Below are 16,311 nucleotides of genomic sequence, written 5' to 3' on the forward strand. Positions count from 1 at the left end.
GCCCCCTTTCCAGGTGACCGTGTAATCTGAACTACCCTTTGGTATCTTCAGCGCCTGCCTGCAGGCTGAGGTGTTGCCCTTACAAATGCAACAACGACATGGATTACAACACCCTCATAAACAAAGGGCAATCACCTGATCTAAGCTCTTACCTATGACAGTGATAGGTTATGCCTTTTACCCGACTTTTGCACTGACTGAAAAGGACAAATTAATGTTAAAAAAGATACTTTTACTGGCTCTGCTTCCTGCAATCGCCTTCGCAGAGGAACTTCCTGATCCAGTAAAAGCGATTGAAAAACAGGGCATTACAATCATCAAAACGTTCGATGCTCCCGGAGGAATGAAAGGTTATCTCGGCAAGTATCAGGATATGGGCGTCACCATCTACCTGACTCCAGATGGTAAGCACGCTATCTCCGGTTACATGTACAACGAGAAAGGTGAAAACCTGAGTAACACACTTATCGAAAAAGAAATTTACGCACCAGCCGGGCGCGAAATGTGGCAACGGATGGAACAATCCCACTGGCTCCTCGACGGTAAAAAAGACGCGCCGGTCATTGTCTACGTCTTCGCCGATCCGTTCTGCCCATATTGTAAACAGTTCTGGCAGCAGGCTCGCCCGTGGGTTGATTCTGGCAAAGTGCAATTAAGAACATTGTTGGTTGGCGTTATCAAGCCAGAAAGCCCGGCGACAACAGCGGCAATTCTTGCCTCCAAAGATCCCGCAAAAACCTGGCAAGAATATGAAGCCTCTGGTGGCAAGCTTAAGCTAAACGTGCCTGCAAACGTAAGTACAGAGCAAATGAAAGTGTTAAGCGACAACGAGAAACTGATGGACGATCTGGGGGCAAATGTCACGCCAGCTATCTATTACATGAGTAAGGAAAATACACTGCAACAGGCCGTGGGGTTGCCCGATCAGAAAACGCTTAATATCATTATGGGGAATAAATAAAAGATAACTCATGGATGGTTGAAATATATCTCTGCTTTTCAACCATCCTAAAAAAGCATGAATTGCTCGCTCTGCCCTAAGTGGCTGTGCTATTTTAGAAAAACTTAATTCTGAGTTAAGCAAAAAAACATAATACAAATAAATACAACAGCAACATTATTGAACAAATGAATGATTTATAGAAGAGATAATATAACGGAGTATGTTATGGCGAATCTTTATGACCTAAAAAAATTTGATCTGAATTTACTGGTCATATTTGAGTGTATTTATCAACATCTCAGCATTAGTAAAGCGGCAGAATCATTATATATAACGCCCTCTGCTGTTAGTCAGTCGTTACAACGTTTACGTGCGCAATTTAATGACCCGTTATTCATTCGCTCAGGGAAAGGTATCGCGCCGACTACGACAGGGTTAAATCTGCATCATCATCTTGAGAAAAATCTCAGAGGCATTGAACAAACGATCAATATTGTTAATAAGTCTGAGCTAAAGAAAAATTTTATTATCTACGGTCCTCAGCTTATTTCTTGTACTAATAACAACATGCTAATCCGCTGTCTTAGACAAGATACTTCAATCGATATAGAATGCCATGACATACTGCTTTCAGCTGAAAATGCCGAAGAACTGTTGGTTCAACGCAAAACTGACCTGGCAATTACACTACAACCAGTAATTAGCCGCTCTGTCATCTGCATGCCGTTACATACTATTCGCAATTCTCTTATATGTAGCAACAAACATCCTCGTATTACCGATACCAGTAACTATGAACAAATTATCGCCGAAGAATTCACCTTGTTGATATCTAAATCAGCAGGGATTGACGAAATTCAAATGGACATAGATGAACGTTTTATGAACCGTAAAGTTTCATTTCGCAGTTCTTCTTTGTTGACGATAATTAATAGTATTTCTGTTACTGACTTATTGGGCATTGTGCCCACCGAACTGTACGATTTACATCGTGATTTTTTGAAGTTACAAGAGATAAAACTGGAACGACCACTTCCTGCGGTTAAACTTTATATTTCCTATAACAAGGCTTCGTTGAACAACCTTGTCTTCTCACGATTCATAGATCGTTTAAATGATAGCTTCTGATTTATTACCACGGATAAATGTTATATTACGCATCAATTAATTCATTGTGTGAATATAAAATAATGTGCTCTATCTTGCTTCGTTTACCCTATAATTAACGGATTCATCTCACGAGTCACCCCGTAACGTTCAGAGAGCGTTTTCAGATGTCTATTTATAAAATCCCGCTTCCACTGAATATTCTGGAAGCTGCAAAAGAACGTATTACCTGGACACTTAACACCCTACCCCGCGTCTGCGTTTCTTTTTCGGGTGGTAAAGATTCCGGATTAATGCTGCATCTGACCGCCGAACTTGCCCGACAAATGGGCAAAAAAATTTGTGTTTTATTTATCGACTGGGAAGCTCAGTTCTCTTGCACCATTAACTATGTTCAGTCTCTGCGCGAGTTGTACACCGATGTCATCGAAGAGTTTTACTGGATTGCGCTCCCGCTTACAACGCAAAATTCCCTATCACAATACCAACCCGAATGGCAGTGCTGGGAACCTGATGTCGAATGGGTACGTCAGCCCCCGCAAGATGCGATAACCGATCCTGACTTTTTCTCCTTTTACCAGCCTGGCATGACCTTCGAACAATTTGTGCGTGAGTTTGCCGAATGGTTTTCGCAAAAACGTCCGGCGGCGATGATGATCGGCATCCGTGCGGATGAGTCCTACAACCGTTTTGTCGCCATCGCCAGTTTAAATAAACAACGTTTTGCCGATGATAAGCCCTGGACTACTGCCGCACCAGGCGGTCATAGCTGGTACATTTACCCCATCTACGACTGGAAAGTCGCTGATATCTGGACCTGGTATGCTAGCCATCAACGCCTCTGTAACCCACTGTATAATATAATGTATCAGGCAGGCGTTCCTCTACGTCATATGCGAATTTGCGAACCTTTTGGTCCGGAACAACGGCAAGGATTATGGCTCTATCACGTTATCGAACCGGATCGCTGGGCTGCTATGTGCGCACGAGTCAGCGGGGTAAAAAGTGGCGGCATTTACGCCGGACATGACAACCATTTTTATGGTCATCGGAAAATCCTCAAGCCCGAACATTTAGACTGGCAGGAGTATGCATTATTGCTACTCAACAGCATGCCGGAGAAAACAGCTGAGCATTATCGCAATAAAATCGCCATTTATTTGCACTGGTATCAGAAAAAAGGCATCGAGGTTCCACAAACCCAGCAAGGGGACATTGGCGCGAAAGATATCCCCTCCTGGCGGCGAATATGCAAAGTTTTACTCAATAACGATTACTGGTGTCGGGCATTATCATTTAGCCCGACCAAAGCGAAGAACTATCAGCGTTATAACGAACGAATAAAAGGAAAACGTCAGGAATGGGGGATACTATGCAACAACGATTAACGCAGGATTTAACCCAATTTCTCGCCAGCTTGCCGGAAGACGATCGCATCAAAGCGATTAATGAAATCCGCATGGCGATCCATCAGGTTAGCCCCTTTCGAGAAGAGCCAGTGGATTGCGTTCTGTGGGTTAAAAACAGCCAACTTATGCCTAATGATTACAACCCAAACAACGTGGCACCACCCGAAAAAAAACTGCTGAAAAAATCCATTGAAATAGATGGTTTTACCCAACCCATTGTGGTCACGCATACGGATAAAAATGCCCTGGAAATCGTGGATGGTTTTCACCGCCATGAAATTGGTAAAGGCTCATCATCGTTAAAATTACGCTTAAAAGGTTATTTGCCGGTGACCTGTCTGGAAGGTACGCGTAATCAACGCATCGCCGCGACTATTCGTCATAACCGCGCTCGTGGACGTCACCAAATCACTGCCATGTCAGAAATCGTCCGTGAACTCAGCCAGTTGGGATGGGACGATAATAAAATTGGCAAAGAGCTGGGAATGGACAGCGACGAAGTGCTACGCCTGAAGCAAATTAACGGCCTGCAAGAGTTGTTTGCCGACCGTCAATATTCCCGCGCCTGGACGGTTAAATAGCTAAAGCTGGCGCAGGCGTTCAGCTGCTGCCAGCAACGTCGATTCCTTCTTGGCAAAACAGAGACGAATCAGTTTATGTGGGAAGGGATCGGCGCAAAACACCGATAGCGGAATCGCCGCTACGCCGTGCTCCTGCGTCAGCCACTGGCAAAACTCAACGTCATCCAGGGTAGATACGGCGCTGTAATCCACCAGCAAAAAGTATGTACCTTCGCACGGTAAAATCTCCAGCCGGCTTTCATTTAAGGCATTCACCAGAATATCGCGCTTCTGGCGATAAAAGTCCGGTAACGCAAGATAATGCTCAGGTTCTGCACGTAGCATATCGGCAAGCGCCAGCTGTGCCGGGGTATTCACCGAAAAGGTCAGATACTGATGTACCTTGCGAATTTCGGCACTGATGGGCGCTGGCGCAACGCAATAACCCACTTTCCAGCCGGTCATATGATAGGTCTTGCCAAACGATGACACCGCCACCGCCCGCTCACGCAACTGCGGATGCGCCTGCACGCTGGCATGGCCCTGTTGTGAAAAGTTGATGTGCTCGTAAACTTCATCGCTAATGACAAAAATCTCGTGCCCGGCAATTGCCTGCCACAAAGCGGCGAAATCAGCCTGCTGCCAGACAGTTGCACTGGGGTTATGCGGGGTGTTGAGGATCACCAGTCGGGTGCGCTCGCTTAACAATGCGGCAAATTCCTGCCAGTCCACGCGAAAATGCGGTGGTTGCAGTGCAATACGTTTCACTATTCCCCCCGAAAGCGCGATGGCGGGCGCGTAACTGTCATAGCTGGGATCAAAGCAGATCACTTCATCACCATTGCGCACCAATGCGGTAATCGCTGCATATAACGCTTCCGTCGCCCCTGCCGTTACGGTGATATCACTATCGGCATCCGGTTGATAGCCATACAGACGTTCCGTTTTCTGAGCAATCGCCTCGCGCAAGGCCTGCACGCCAGTCATAGGCGCGTATTGGTTTGCCCCCTGGTCAACATGGTACGCCAGCCGCTCCTGCAAATAGCGCGGACCATCAAAATCAGGAAAGCCTTGCGAAAGGTTAATCGCCTGGTGTTGCTGCGCCAGCGCGCTCATCTGGGTGAAAATAGTGGTGCCAAGTTGTGGAAGTTTGCTTTGTGGAATCAGAGGGTTATTTGTCATTTTTTATTGTGCCTGACGAAGTTGTGTTGAAGGCACTATAACACGATGCTAGTATTTGGCAATCAAGACGTTTAGATGTCTAAATAAAACAATAAGGACAACACAACATGCCTCACAATCCTATCCGCGTGGTCGTCGGCCCGGCTAACTACTTTTCACATCCCGGCAGTCTCAATCACCTGCACGATTTTTTCACTGATGAACAACTTTCTCGCGCGGTGTGGATCTACGGCGAACGCGCCATTGCTGCGGCGCAAACAAAACTTCCGCCAGCGTTTGAACTGCCAGGGGCAAAGCATATTTTGTTTCGCGGCCATTGCAGCGAAAGCGATGTACAACAACTGGCGGCTGAGTCCGGTGACGATCGCAGCGTGGTGATTGGCGTCGGCGGCGGCGCACTGCTCGACACCGCGAAAGCCCTCGCCCGCCGTCTCGGTCTGCCGTTTGTTGCCGTTCCGACGATCGCCGCCACCTGCGCCGCCTGGACACCGCTCTCCGTCTGGTATAACGATGCCGGACAGGCGCTGCATTATGAGATTTTCGACGACGCCAATTTTATGGTGCTGGTGGAGCCAGAGATTATCCTCAATGCGCCGCAAGAATATCTGCTGGCGGGGATCGGTGACACGCTGGCGAAATGGTATGAAGCGGTGGTGCTGGCCCCGCAACCAGAAACGTTGCCGCTAACCGTGCGACTGGGGATCAATAATGCGCAGGCCATTCGCGACGTCTTGTTAAACAGTAGCGAACAGGCGCTTGCCGATCAGCAAAATCACCAGTTAACGCAATCATTTTGCGATGTGGTGGATGCGATTATCGCCGGAGGTGGAATGGTCGGTGGTCTGGGCGATCGTTTTACGCGTGTGGCGGCGGCCCATGCCGTGCATAACGGTCTGACCGTGCTGCCGCAAACCGAGAAGTTTCTTCACGGCACCAAAGTCGCCTACGGAATTCTGGTGCAAAGCGCCTTGCTGGGTCAGGATGATGTGCTGGCGCAATTAACAGAGGCGTATCAGCGTTTTCATCTGCCGACTACGCTGGCGGAGCTGGAAGTGGATATCAATAATCAGGCGGAGATCGACAAAGTGATTGCCCACACCTTGCGCCCGGTGGAATCCATTCATTACCTGCCGGTCACGCTGACACCGGATACGTTGCGTGCAGCGTTCGAAAAAGTGGAATCGTTTAAAGCCTGACGTACACATTTAGCAGCAGCGCGCGCCGCCTTTTCCACCGTAGCGCGCGTCCTGCCGCTCACGGAAAAACTCCTCGTAGGTCATCGGCGTTTGATCGGGATGGTTAACCCGCATATGTTCGACATAGTTGTCGTAATCAGGCATACCAATCATCAGCTTCGCCGCCTGACCTAAATATTTTCCGGCTTTTGCCAGTGAATCAAACATCTAAACCTCCGGTAATACAAATGCCCTCCTGAATTAAGAGGGCTTAATTGCTATCAACACGCTCGGGCTGAGAGTAAGGGGAACGCTCAGCACATCCCCCCTCACTCTGACTTTAGTGCGCGCCTTTCGCCTGCGCCACGATCTCCTCGACATTTTCCGGCATTGGCTCATACGGCGTTTCTTTCGCCGTTGGCTTCGGCTCTTTCAATGCCGCCAGTGCCGTCTTAATCGAGAACAGCGCCAGAACCACCACGACCACCATAAAGAAGATGGTTAACCCGGCATCCAGACGGTTGTTGAATACCAGTTGCGCCAGTTGTGACTCAGTATACTGCGACGGAATATTGCCGCTGTCGATCATTGCCTGGAACTTGTTAGCAATCGCCAGGAAGCCGACTTTCGCATCCGGGCTAAACGCTTTCTGCCAGCCTGCGGTCAGAGTACAAATCAGCAGCCAGGCCGTTGGTACCAGCGCCACCCAGGCGTAACGTTGACGTTTCATTTTGAACAACACTACGGCACAGAGCATCAGCGCCATCCCTGCCAGCATCTGGTTGGCAATACCAAACAGCGGCCACAAGGTGTTAATACCGCCCAGCGGATCGACCACGCCCTGATGCAGGAAGTAGCCCCACGCCAGCACGCACAGCGCCGTTGCCAGCAGGTTAGCAGGCAGTGAATCGGTCCGTTTCAGGCCCGGAGACACCACGCCCAGCAGATCCTGCAACATAAAGCGCGCAGCACGCGTACCTGCATCCACCGCCGTCAGAATAAACAGTGCTTCAAACAAAATGGCGAAGTGATACCAGAACGCCACATCCATCATGCCGCCCAGCGCGCCGTGCAGAATGTAGGCCATCCCCACCGCCAGCGTCGGCGCACCGCCCGCACGGGAAATGATCGACTGTTCACCCACTTCGCTGGCAATCTGGTTGAGCGTATCTGGTGTAATGCTAAATCCCCAGCTACTCACCACTTGCGCTGCAGAAGCGACCACATCCGCCGTACCTGCCGGAGCCAGCACCGCCATCGGGCTGTTCATAGCGAAGTACACACCCGGATCGATGATACAGGCGGAAACCAGCGCCATAATCGCTACGAAGGATTCCATTAACATCCCGCCGTAGCCGATAAAACACGCCTGCCCTTCGTTCGCCAGCATCTTCGGCGTGGTACCGGAAGAGATCAGCGCATGGAAGCCAGACACCGCGCCACAAGCGATGGTGATAAACAGGAACGGGAACAGGTTACCGGTCCATACCGGGCCAGTGCCATCGACAAATTTAGTTAGCGCAGGCATGGTCAGCGTCGGGCGCATAATCAAAATGCCTACCGCCAGACCGACGATGGTCCCGATTTTCAGGAAGGTTGAGAGGTAGTCGCGCGGGGCCAGCAACAGCCACACCGGCAGCACCGCCGCCACAAAACCGTAACCCACCAGCATCCAGGTCAGCTGCACGCCGGTAAAGTCAAAGTACGGTGCCCAGGTCGGACTTTCTGCCACCCAGCCGCCAGAGATAATGGCGAAAATCAGGAACACCAGGCCGATGACCGACACTTCGCCAATACGCCCCGGACGCAGATAGCGCAGGTAGATCCCCATAAACAGCGCCAGCGGAATGGTGAACGCAACGGTATACGTTCCCCACGGGCTATGGGTCAGGGCTTTCACCACGATCATCGCCAGCACGGCAAGGATAATGACCATGATCATAAAGCAGGCCACCAGCGCAATCACCCCGGCGGTTGGCCCCATCTCCTCTTTGACCAGCTCACCCAGCGAGCGACCATCGCGGCGCGTGGAAACAAACAGCACCATGAAATCCTGCACCGCACCGGCAAGAACCACCCCGGCAAGCAGCCAGATCATCCCTGGCAGGTAACCCATTTGCGCCGCCAGTACCGGCCCCACCAGCGGGCCAGCTCCGGCAATGGCCGCAAAATGGTGACCGAACAGCACTTTCTTGTCCGTCGGCACATAGTCCAGCCCGTCGTTATGGCGCACAGCTGGCGTCATACGCGTCGGGTCAACTGCCAGCACATTTTTGGCGATATACAGGCCATAAAAACGGTAAGCGATCAGATAGATACAGACCGACGCCACCACAATCCACAGCGCGTTGATCTGTTCCCCACGATTTAAAGCAATGTATCCCAGAGCAAATGCTCCCATTACAGAGAGCACTGTCCAGACGAGGTATTTCCCTGATTTGTTCATAGTTGTTATCCGTGTGCGTGTCCATAGAGATGTTACATTTTGTTTCTATAACATCTTTGTGCAATTTAACAACACAGCAACCATGTAAATCGGAGTTGAAACCAATATTTAACTTAACAATGTTAACTCGATCACTCCGTTAACCGAGTTTTCCTGCAATCTCATTTAATTCTGTCGGGTTCATCCCAAAACTGCCGTACCCAGCCGACAGGTGCAGCAACGCCGCCCCTGTTCATCGAAAACGACGATTTCCCAGCTCTGATTTTGCCGCCCAAGATGCAGCGGCTGGCAGACACCGCGTACCTTTCCCTCAGACACCGGGCGATGGTGTGTTGCATTAAGTTCTGTGCCCACCACACACTGTCCGTCGCGAGTCATCATAAATCCGGCCATCGATCCCAGCGTTTCCGCCAGCGCCGCCGACGCGCCGCCATGCAGCAGGCCAAACGGCTGATGAGTACGGGTATCAACCGGCATTTCGGCTTCCAGCACATCATCGTCCAGACGGGTGTAAACGATTCCCAGATGCGCCACCATTGTGTTATCGCTGGTGGCGTTCAGCTCGTCGAGCGTTAAATGGCGTTTCCAGATCATGCTTATGCCCCCAGCGTTGAGCCGCCATCGACCACAATATCCTGTAGGGTGATATGGCTGGCGAGATCAGAGGCGAGGAACAAAATCGTATTGGCGATCTCCTGTGGACGGGCGATTTTCCCCAGCGGAATGCCGAGTTTAAACTGCTCGCCAAAGCCGCGAATACGCTGCTCTTCGGCGTCATCGCTTACCCACAGCGTGCGTTGCATATCGGTGTCGGTGGAGCCTGGCGAAACCACATTACAGCGCACCCCGCTACCCGCCAGTTCCAGCCCGACGCTCAATGCCAGGCTTTTCAGCGCCGCTTTCGACGCGCCATAAGCACTCATACCAATGCGCGGCGTGTGTGCGGCGTCGGACGCAACAGTAACAATCGCCCCGCCCCGCTGACGGCGAAACTGGTTCATGGTCTGCTGGAACAGGTTAAACGCACCGCCGACATTGACCGCAAAAGTCTGCTGCCAGTCCTCCTTACTGAGCTGATCGGTCGCGCCCATGCGCAAAATTCCCGCCGCATTGACCAGCACGTCCAGTCGCTCCGTTTCAGCTAACAGTCGCTGACATACCTGCGCCACCTGCGCAGCATCGGCAACATCCATCACTTCGGTCGCAAAGGGATATTGCTCCTGAGCGAACGCTTGATCAAAACCAGTGACTTTCGCTCCCGCCTCAACAAACGCCAGCGCCGTGGCGTAGCCGATACCTTTCCCTGCGCCAGTTACCCAGACATTTTTACCGCTGAAATCCATTATTTCACCTCGCGGGAAAGTAGCTTCCACCAGGCGTCGATGGTCGGGTTTTTCGCCAGCATGACAAAGTCGATATCGCCATGCACTTTGCGCCAGCGCGCCGCCAGCGCCATCATGCGCACCGAATCCAGACCGTAGTCGATCAGGTTGTCGTCATCGAACGGTTCATCGGACTCGTCCAGCAACGGCAGGATCACCTCACGCAGCGCCGCTTTGCTGGCGGGGATAGGTGCTGGCAGTAATTCTTCGGTCATCACCACCCGGCCAGAACGTCCGGCCACATATTTCAGCGACATCAAATGCTCGTCACGGCTGAAATCGGCCAGCGCATCTGCCACCATAAACGGTTTAATATCGCGCATAAATGCGTCGGTTGCGGTGGTCATACAGCCAATGTGGGCATATACCCCGGTAATAATCAGCTGGTTACGTCCACTCTCTTTCAGCATTTGCTCCAGCGGGGAACGATGAAACGCGCTGTAGCGCCACTTCACCAGCACCGTGTCGTCGGCATCTGGCGTCAGGCGATCCACCACCTTTTGCTGTTCCGGCGAACGGGTCAGGCCAGGCCCCCACATATCATTCAACAGCGCCCTATCTTCATCGCTTTGCTCTTTCGGCTGGGCGGTGTAATAAACCGGGATATTGTGCTGTTTGCAGTAGTCGCGTAGTGCCGCAATATTCGCGATCACCTGCTCCATCATCGGGCAGTTCTCGCCCCAGAAGCTGACAAAATAGTCCTGCATATCATGGATTAACAACGCGGCACGTTGCGGTTCAAAGGCCCAGTCGACTTTATTCTGCGGAATATCGTGAGACTCCGGCAGTGCGTAAGCCTGTAATTTTGGAATAGCCATCGTGTTCTCTCCTTCAGGCTGATGCGCGTGACGCCAGCCACTGACGTAATTGTTTTTTATCGACTTTCCCGACCGCCGTCAGCGGAAGTGAATCCACACACTCCACGCGATCCGGTAATTTAAATTCGGCAATACCCTGTTCACGCAGGAAACGACGCACCTGCACCGCGCGTAGAGGCTCTTTTACCACCAGATAAGCACAGCTTTTTTCGCCCATCAGCTCATCTTCCATGCTCACCAGTGCGGCGTAGATCACCGCCGGATGGCGCAGCAGCAGGTTTTCGATCTCTTCGGCAGCGATCTTCTCGCCGCCACGGTTGATCTGATCTTTCTCGCGCCCCTGCACGGTGATGTACCCCTCTGGATCAATAGAGATCAGATCGCCGGAACAGTAAAAACCGTTGGCATCAAAGGCGCTGGCATTGTGCTGCGGGCTTTTGTAATAGCCACGGAAGGTGTACGGACCGCGCGTCATCAGGCGTCCAACTTCTCCTTGCGGTAGTGGATTTCCTTCAGCATCGGCAACCCACACTTCATCGTCCGGACACATTGGATAGCCCTGGGTATGGATAATTTTCTCCGCGCTATCATCAAGACGGGTGTAGTTCACCAGCCCTTCCGCCATGCCAAACACCTGCTGCAACTGGCAGCCAATCTCAGCGGGAATACGCGCCGCAAGCGTGGCAGAAAGACGTGCGCCGCCGACCTGTAACAGTTTTAGCGAGGCAAGCTGCGCCTGGCTTTCGCCTTCGGTCAGCGCCTGTAACCACAGGCTGACTGCGGGTGGCACCAGCGCGGTGACGTTCACCTGATGTTTTTCAATCAATGGGAAACAGAGCGTGGCGCTGGGATCGGCCGCCAGAACGACCGTTCCTCCGGCAAGAAAGACGCCCAGCGATCCCGGCGAACTCATGGCGTAGTTGTGCGCCGCCGGAATCGCGCATAAATAGCGCGTCTGTTGTGTGAACTGACAAATCTCGACGCTACGACGCACGCTGTAGTAGTAGTCGTTATGAGTGCGCGGGATCAGCTTCGGTGTGCCGGTGGTGCCGCCGGAAAGCTGGAAATAGGCCACTTCATCAGCAGGTGACGGCGTGGCAGTAAAATCCTCAGCCGGATGGTTAATCGCATCCTGCAAGTTATGCTCACCGCTGTCGTTGTGCAGTTGCACCACGCGAATGGAGGAATGCTCTGCAACAAATGTATTGAGGAAATCATCTCCGCTAAACAGCGCATGCTGGCGATCGGCAATCAGTAACGCCGGTTCAATCTGGCTGGCATAGGCGTTCAGTTCACTACGCTGATGGCTGAACAGCGCCAGCACCGGCGCAACGCCCAGTTTCAGCAGCGCGAAAAAAGTAATGTAAAGTTCAGCGACGTTACCCAGTTGTACCAGCGCAGTTTCACCAGGTTTAATGCCCTGACGGCGCAAACTACACGCGAGGTTATCCGCCGCCTGATTCAGCTCCCGGTAACTCAACTGCCGCTCGCCGTCGATGACCGCGATGCTATCGCTTGCGGCATGACGGGTCAGAATGTCGGTCAGCGGCAAATCCTGCCAGTAGCCTTTTTCCCGATAGCGACGGGCAAACTCTTCCGGCCAGCGGGTGAATGGAATGCTCATCCTCACTCCTTAATGCAATCCAAAAACGTTCAACATGGTAGAAAGTTTGACGCCCGTTTCGCGCCACTCACCCAACGGTGACGACGCAGGCACAATCCCCGCTCCGGCAAACAGACGCACCTGATTTTCCCGCAGCTTCGCGCAGCGGATGGTCACCACCCACTCGCCGTTACCTTCGCTGTCACACCAACCCACAATGCCGCCAAACAGTTCGCGGTCGAACGGCTCCAGTTCAGCAATAACCTGGGTCGCGGCCTGATGCGGGAAACCGCTCAGCGCGGGGGTCGGATGCAGTAGACAGGCCAGAGTCAGTGCGTTTTCTTGCGAATTCGCTTTACCTTCAAAGGGAGTTGCGAGATGCCACAGCGTCGGCGTGGTGATCAGTTGTGGAGAAGAAGGAACGTGTAACTCACTACTGCGTTCGCGCAATACCTCTTTCATCGCCTGAGTCACCAGTTCATGTTCATGGCGATCTTTTTCTGACGCCAGCAGACGATTACCTGCTTCGCGATCGAGCACTTCATCCGGCTGACGACGCGCGGAACCGGCTAACGGAATGGAGCTAAAACGCTCGCCGTCTTTACGTAGCAGCAGTTCCGGGCTGGCCCCCAGCAGAACGCCACCATCAGCCAGCGGGACATGGAAGTTGTAACTAACCGGGTTTTGCGCAATCAACCGTTCCAGCAATACGCCACTATCAATGGCGGCGTCAGTGGTGATATCAATCAACCGTGACAACACCACTTTGTCGACCTGCGGCGTGGCGGTAAGTGCGGCGGCGCGAGCAACCATCTGTTCAAACGTGGTTTGATCCGGAATTGCCTGACGTTCCACCACGTTCAGCGACTGGCTGCGGGTGAAACGGCGTGCGGAAGCTTGTTTTTCCTGGCGGGAGAACGACTGCCAGGATTCAGGAATATACAGCGATGAAGGCTGACGTGGATCGAAGGGAATCGCCCCGACCATCACCGGATTTTTGATGCCCTGCGCTTTGGCATCGGCAAACAGCGCGGCGAGTTTTTGCTGGAAGGGACTGTCGGGCGAATCTCCGTTCACAGCGGGTTCATCGAAGCGGGCGAAACATCCTGACGTCGTAAAACTGCGGTACGGCGACATAAAGAAAAAGCGATTGGGCGCAAGTGTTGCCATGGTCTGCTGTACTTCCTCAGCCAGTGACGTATCCATATCATCCTCCACAAAATGATAAAGGCTTTAATAATGATTATCATTTATATTTTCGGTCGCTAACCTAAAAGCAAACGCGCACTATGTCAACTCTTGAGGTAACGCAATCTGCAACTCGGGGTTGCATCTGGTTGTGGTTACAATGAAAATGAGAAGCATTAACTTCATTAATAACAGGAAGCTGACTTGTGAGACTCGCCCCGCTCTACCGCAACGCCCTTCTATTAACAGGACTTTTGCTTTCAGGAATAGTCGCAGTTCAGGCCGCCGACTGGCCGCGTCAGATTACTGACAGCCGGGGCACTCATACCCTGGAAAGCCAGCCGCAGCGTATTGTTTCCACCAGCGTCACCCTGACCGGCTCACTGCTGGCGATTAATGCTCCGGTGATTGCCAGCGGCGCGACCACGCCGAATAACCGCGTCGCGGATGACCAGGGCTTTTTACGCCAGTGGAGCAAGGTGGCGAAAGAACGCAAACTGCAACGGCTCTATATCGGCGAACCGAGCGCCGAAGCCGTTGCCGCGCAAATGCCGGATCTGATTTTAATTAGCGCAACTGGCGGGGATTCGGCGCTGGCGCTGTACGATCAGCTTTCTACCATCGCCCCAACATTAATCATCAATTACGACGACAAAAGCTGGCAGGCGCTGTTAACGCAACTTGGCGAAATTACCGGGCATGAGAAACAAGCGGCAGAGCGGATTGCACAGTTTGATAAGCAACTGGCGGCGGCGAAAGAGCAAATCAAATTACCGCCGCAGCCGGTCACTGCCATTGTCTATACCGCCGCTGCACACAGTGCCAATCTCTGGACGCCTGAATCAGCACAAGGGCAGATGCTGGAACAACTCGGCTTTACGTTGGCGAAATTGCCCGCAGGGTTAAACGCCAGCCAAAGCCAGGGCAAACGTCATGATATCGTTCAGCTTGGTGGGGAAAATCTGGCTGCAGGGTTAAATGGCGAGTCACTATTCCTGTTCGCCGGTGATCAGAAAGATGCCGATGCTATTTATGCTAATCCGCTGCTCGCGCACCTGCCTGCAGTACAAAACAAGCAGGTTTATGCGCTGGGAACCGAGACGTTCCGTCTGGATTACTACAGCGCCATGCAAGTGCTGGAACGGCTTAAGGCGCTGTTTTAAGCATTAACTGTCGGACGCTGTCACCTGCGGCGGCGTCTGGCGAAAACGCCGCAACTCCACCAGCACCAGCAATAACAACACGCCGATAATCAACAAACCAAAACCGCTCGCGCTTGCGGAAGCAACCGGTGTCATCATCGCGCCCAAACCGCCCAGCAGCGCCGCGCCTATGGCATCGCCCGTCACGTTTTGTGCCGTCCACAAACCGTTAATCCGCCCTAACATCGCTTCCGGGGTTTGCGTTTGCAGCATTGTATATTGCAGCAACGAACTAACCGCGCTCAGCCAGCCGAACAGCGCCAGACAAACCACGCCTAAAATCCACATCGGCATCAGGCCAAACAAACCAATGGCGAGGAACGATCCCAGCGTGGAAAGCAGCATCAATAACCCTGGTCGCGCGCTATGTGCCAGCTTACCGCTGGTTAACGCGCCAATAGCCGCGCCGAGCGGGATCGCCGCATAGAGAAAACCAATCTGTGCCGCCGACATCTGCCAGTTGTCAGCCAGCGCCGGATACAGTACCCGCACCGCGCTCGCCATCGTCAATAAACCACCCAACAGCGCAATCCCTCCTACCAGCGGGCTGGCGAGCAGAAAACGAAATCCTGCCAGTAATGATTTCAACGGATGCTCACGCGGCTGCGGTGGCGGTGGCAACGCCGGAAGGCTTAATAACGGCAGCAAGGTAATAAACGTGCCCGCCGCCGCCAGCCCGTAGTTCCAGGCTACGCCGCCGGTCGCCAGCAATAAACCGCCAATCATAGGCGAAATCACCGACCCCAGACGCACGGTCAACATGGTGATCGCCCCGGCCTGCATTAAGTTTTCACGCCCAACCAGTGCAGGTGTCGCCGCCAGTAGCGCCGTAACGCCAAGCGATGCGAAAAAACCATCCCATAAACCGAGTAAATAGATTGCCAATAGAGATGGCTCCGGCAGCAGCGCGTTCAGGCACAGTCCAATGAAGCCAATGCCACAGGTGCCGCGCGCCAGCAAAATCACTTTTTTGCGCTCATAGCGATCCGCCAGCACACCGCCGACCATCAGGCCAACAAACATCGCGCCGCCGGTCAGCGTCACCGAAAGCCCCACCTGCCAGGTAGAATGCGTCATCATCTGGATCTGCACCGGTACCGCGACGCCGAGCAAACCCAGAGACACAATTGAGATAAAACGAGCGAGGAATACTGCGCGAAACGCCGGGTGCGTTTTCAACAGGCTGAGGTTAAGCAGCCAGGATTGTTTATTCATTACAATGCCTTGCCATCAAATATTTTAAATACCTATTCTTAGGCTGCACATGCTAACATATCCAAATAAGATCGATAACGA

The 16,311-nt window shown here is 52.5% G+C and carries 15 protein-coding genes; 6 read left to right on the forward strand and 9 right to left on the reverse strand.

Going from position 1 to position 16,311, the window contains the following annotated elements; all coding sequences use genetic code 11:
• Positions 1–214 precede the first annotated feature (214 nt).
• The 4 genes from dsbG to ACJHWK_RS16420 all read left to right on the forward strand — a co-directional run bounded on the left by dsbG (position 215) and on the right by ACJHWK_RS16420 (position 4,040).
• Positions 215–961: a thiol:disulfide interchange protein DsbG gene (gene dsbG, locus ACJHWK_RS16405; RefSeq protein WP_001522530.1), complete on the forward strand. Its 747-nt coding sequence runs from the start codon at positions 215–217 to the stop codon at positions 959–961.
• 207 nt (positions 962–1,168) lie between these two features.
• A complete protein-coding gene (gene citR / locus ACJHWK_RS16410) occupies positions 1,169–2,071 on the forward strand; it encodes a DNA-binding transcriptional repressor CitR (protein ID WP_001366450.1) in 903 nt (300 codons plus the stop codon).
• A 146-nt stretch (positions 2,072–2,217) separates the two neighbouring features.
• A complete protein-coding gene (locus ACJHWK_RS16415; RefSeq protein ID WP_000029780.1) occupies positions 2,218–3,438 on the forward strand; it encodes a phosphoadenosine phosphosulfate reductase in 1,221 nt (406 codons plus the stop codon).
• Positions 3,411–4,040 (forward strand): IbrB-like domain-containing protein, encoded by a 630-nt coding sequence (locus tag ACJHWK_RS16420; RefSeq protein ID WP_000502941.1) that lies wholly within the window; start codon positions 3,411–3,413, stop codon positions 4,038–4,040. The genes ACJHWK_RS16415 and ACJHWK_RS16420 overlap by 28 nt, the downstream gene beginning before the upstream one ends.
• Here the strand turns inward: ACJHWK_RS16420 and ybdL are convergent, their stop codons facing one another.
• Positions 4,041–5,201 carry a methionine-oxo-acid transaminase gene (gene ybdL, locus ACJHWK_RS16425; RefSeq protein WP_000183951.1) on the reverse strand — a complete coding sequence of 387 codons (1,161 nt, stop codon included), beginning with the start codon at positions 5,199–5,201 and terminating at the stop codon, positions 4,041–4,043. It lies immediately after the preceding gene.
• Between the two features lie 107 nt (positions 5,202–5,308).
• Here ybdL and hcxA point away from each other — a divergent pair, with 107 nt between their 5' ends.
• Positions 5,309–6,397: a hydroxycarboxylate dehydrogenase HcxA gene (hcxA, locus tag ACJHWK_RS16430; RefSeq protein WP_001120473.1), complete on the forward strand. Its 1,089-nt coding sequence runs from the start codon at positions 5,309–5,311 to the stop codon at positions 6,395–6,397.
• 9 nt (positions 6,398–6,406) lie between these two features.
• Here hcxA and ACJHWK_RS16435 read toward each other — a convergent pair whose 3' ends face one another.
• From ACJHWK_RS16435 to entC, 7 genes are all read right to left on the reverse strand, one after another.
• Positions 6,407–6,604: a YbdD/YjiX family protein gene (locus tag ACJHWK_RS16435; RefSeq protein WP_000460431.1), complete on the reverse strand. Its 198-nt coding sequence runs from the start codon at positions 6,602–6,604 to the stop codon at positions 6,407–6,409.
• 112 nt (positions 6,605–6,716) lie between these two features.
• Positions 6,717–8,822, reverse strand: a complete 2,106-nt coding sequence (cstA, locus tag ACJHWK_RS16440; RefSeq protein WP_001043157.1) for a pyruvate/proton symporter CstA — start codon at positions 8,820–8,822, stop codon at positions 6,717–6,719.
• Between the two features lie 180 nt (positions 8,823–9,002).
• Entirely contained in the window at positions 9,003–9,416 is a 414-nt protein-coding gene (gene entH, locus ACJHWK_RS16445) for a proofreading thioesterase EntH (protein WP_000637936.1), read from the reverse strand.
• 2 nt (positions 9,417–9,418) lie between these two features.
• Positions 9,419–10,165 (reverse strand): 2,3-dihydro-2,3-dihydroxybenzoate dehydrogenase EntA, encoded by a 747-nt coding sequence (gene entA / locus ACJHWK_RS16450; RefSeq protein WP_000347633.1) that lies wholly within the window; start codon positions 10,163–10,165, stop codon positions 9,419–9,421.
• Complete coding sequence (gene entB / locus ACJHWK_RS16455) at positions 10,165–11,022, reverse strand: enterobactin biosynthesis bifunctional isochorismatase/aryl carrier protein EntB (protein WP_001007138.1); 858 nt, start codon at positions 11,020–11,022, stop codon at positions 10,165–10,167. The genes entA and entB overlap by 1 nt, the downstream gene beginning before the upstream one ends.
• Positions 11,023–11,035: 13 nt before the next feature.
• Positions 11,036–12,646, reverse strand: a complete 1,611-nt coding sequence (gene entE, locus ACJHWK_RS16460) for a (2,3-dihydroxybenzoyl)adenylate synthase EntE (protein WP_001522526.1) — start codon at positions 12,644–12,646, stop codon at positions 11,036–11,038.
• 9 nt (positions 12,647–12,655) lie between these two features.
• On the reverse strand, positions 12,656–13,831 hold the full coding sequence (entC, locus tag ACJHWK_RS16465) for an isochorismate synthase EntC (protein ID WP_001522524.1): 1,176 nt from the start codon (positions 13,829–13,831) through the stop codon (positions 12,656–12,658).
• 188 nt (positions 13,832–14,019) lie between these two features.
• On the opposite strand from entC, the gene fepB reads away from it, so the two are divergent.
• Positions 14,020–14,976 (forward strand): Fe2+-enterobactin ABC transporter substrate-binding protein, encoded by a 957-nt coding sequence (gene fepB / locus ACJHWK_RS16470; protein ID WP_021517013.1) that lies wholly within the window; start codon positions 14,020–14,022, stop codon positions 14,974–14,976.
• 3 nt (positions 14,977–14,979) lie between these two features.
• On the opposite strand, the gene entS is transcribed toward fepB, so the two are convergent.
• Positions 14,980–16,230, reverse strand: a complete 1,251-nt coding sequence (gene entS, locus ACJHWK_RS16475) for an enterobactin transporter EntS (RefSeq protein WP_001041789.1) — start codon at positions 16,228–16,230, stop codon at positions 14,980–14,982.
• Positions 16,231–16,311 lie beyond the last annotated feature (81 nt).

The organism is Escherichia sp. WS547, assembly GCF_046486065.1.
Classification (GTDB): domain Bacteria; phylum Pseudomonadota; class Gammaproteobacteria; order Enterobacterales; family Enterobacteriaceae; genus Escherichia; species Escherichia coli.

Excerpts from the sequence above, each read along its gene's own strand:
- dsbG (WP_001522530.1), top strand. The coding sequence starts at position 215 with ATGTTAAAAAAGATACTTTTACTGGCTCTGCTTCCTGCAATCGCCTTC.
- citR (WP_001366450.1), top strand. The coding sequence starts at position 1,169 with ATGGCGAATCTTTATGACCTAAAAAAATTTGATCTGAATTTACTGGTC.
- ACJHWK_RS16415 (WP_000029780.1), top strand. The coding sequence starts at position 2,218 with ATGTCTATTTATAAAATCCCGCTTCCACTGAATATTCTGGAAGCTGCA.
- ACJHWK_RS16420 (WP_000502941.1), top strand. The coding sequence starts at position 3,411 with ATGGGGGATACTATGCAACAACGATTAACGCAGGATTTAACCCAATTT.
- ybdL (WP_000183951.1), bottom strand. The coding sequence starts at position 5,201 with ATGACAAATAACCCTCTGATTCCACAAAGCAAACTTCCACAACTTGGC.
- hcxA (WP_001120473.1), top strand. The coding sequence starts at position 5,309 with ATGCCTCACAATCCTATCCGCGTGGTCGTCGGCCCGGCTAACTACTTT.
- ACJHWK_RS16435 (WP_000460431.1), bottom strand. The coding sequence starts at position 6,604 with ATGTTTGATTCACTGGCAAAAGCCGGAAAATATTTAGGTCAGGCGGCG.
- cstA (WP_001043157.1), bottom strand. The coding sequence starts at position 8,822 with ATGAACAAATCAGGGAAATACCTCGTCTGGACAGTGCTCTCTGTAATG.
- entH (WP_000637936.1), bottom strand. The coding sequence starts at position 9,416 with ATGATCTGGAAACGCCATTTAACGCTCGACGAGCTGAACGCCACCAGC.
- entA (WP_000347633.1), bottom strand. The coding sequence starts at position 10,165 with ATGGATTTCAGCGGTAAAAATGTCTGGGTAACTGGCGCAGGGAAAGGT.
- entB (WP_001007138.1), bottom strand. The coding sequence starts at position 11,022 with ATGGCTATTCCAAAATTACAGGCTTACGCACTGCCGGAGTCTCACGAT.
- entE (WP_001522526.1), bottom strand. The coding sequence starts at position 12,646 with ATGAGCATTCCATTCACCCGCTGGCCGGAAGAGTTTGCCCGTCGCTAT.
- entC (WP_001522524.1), bottom strand. The coding sequence starts at position 13,831 with ATGGATACGTCACTGGCTGAGGAAGTACAGCAGACCATGGCAACACTT.
- entS (WP_001041789.1), bottom strand. The coding sequence starts at position 16,230 with ATGAATAAACAATCCTGGCTGCTTAACCTCAGCCTGTTGAAAACGCAC.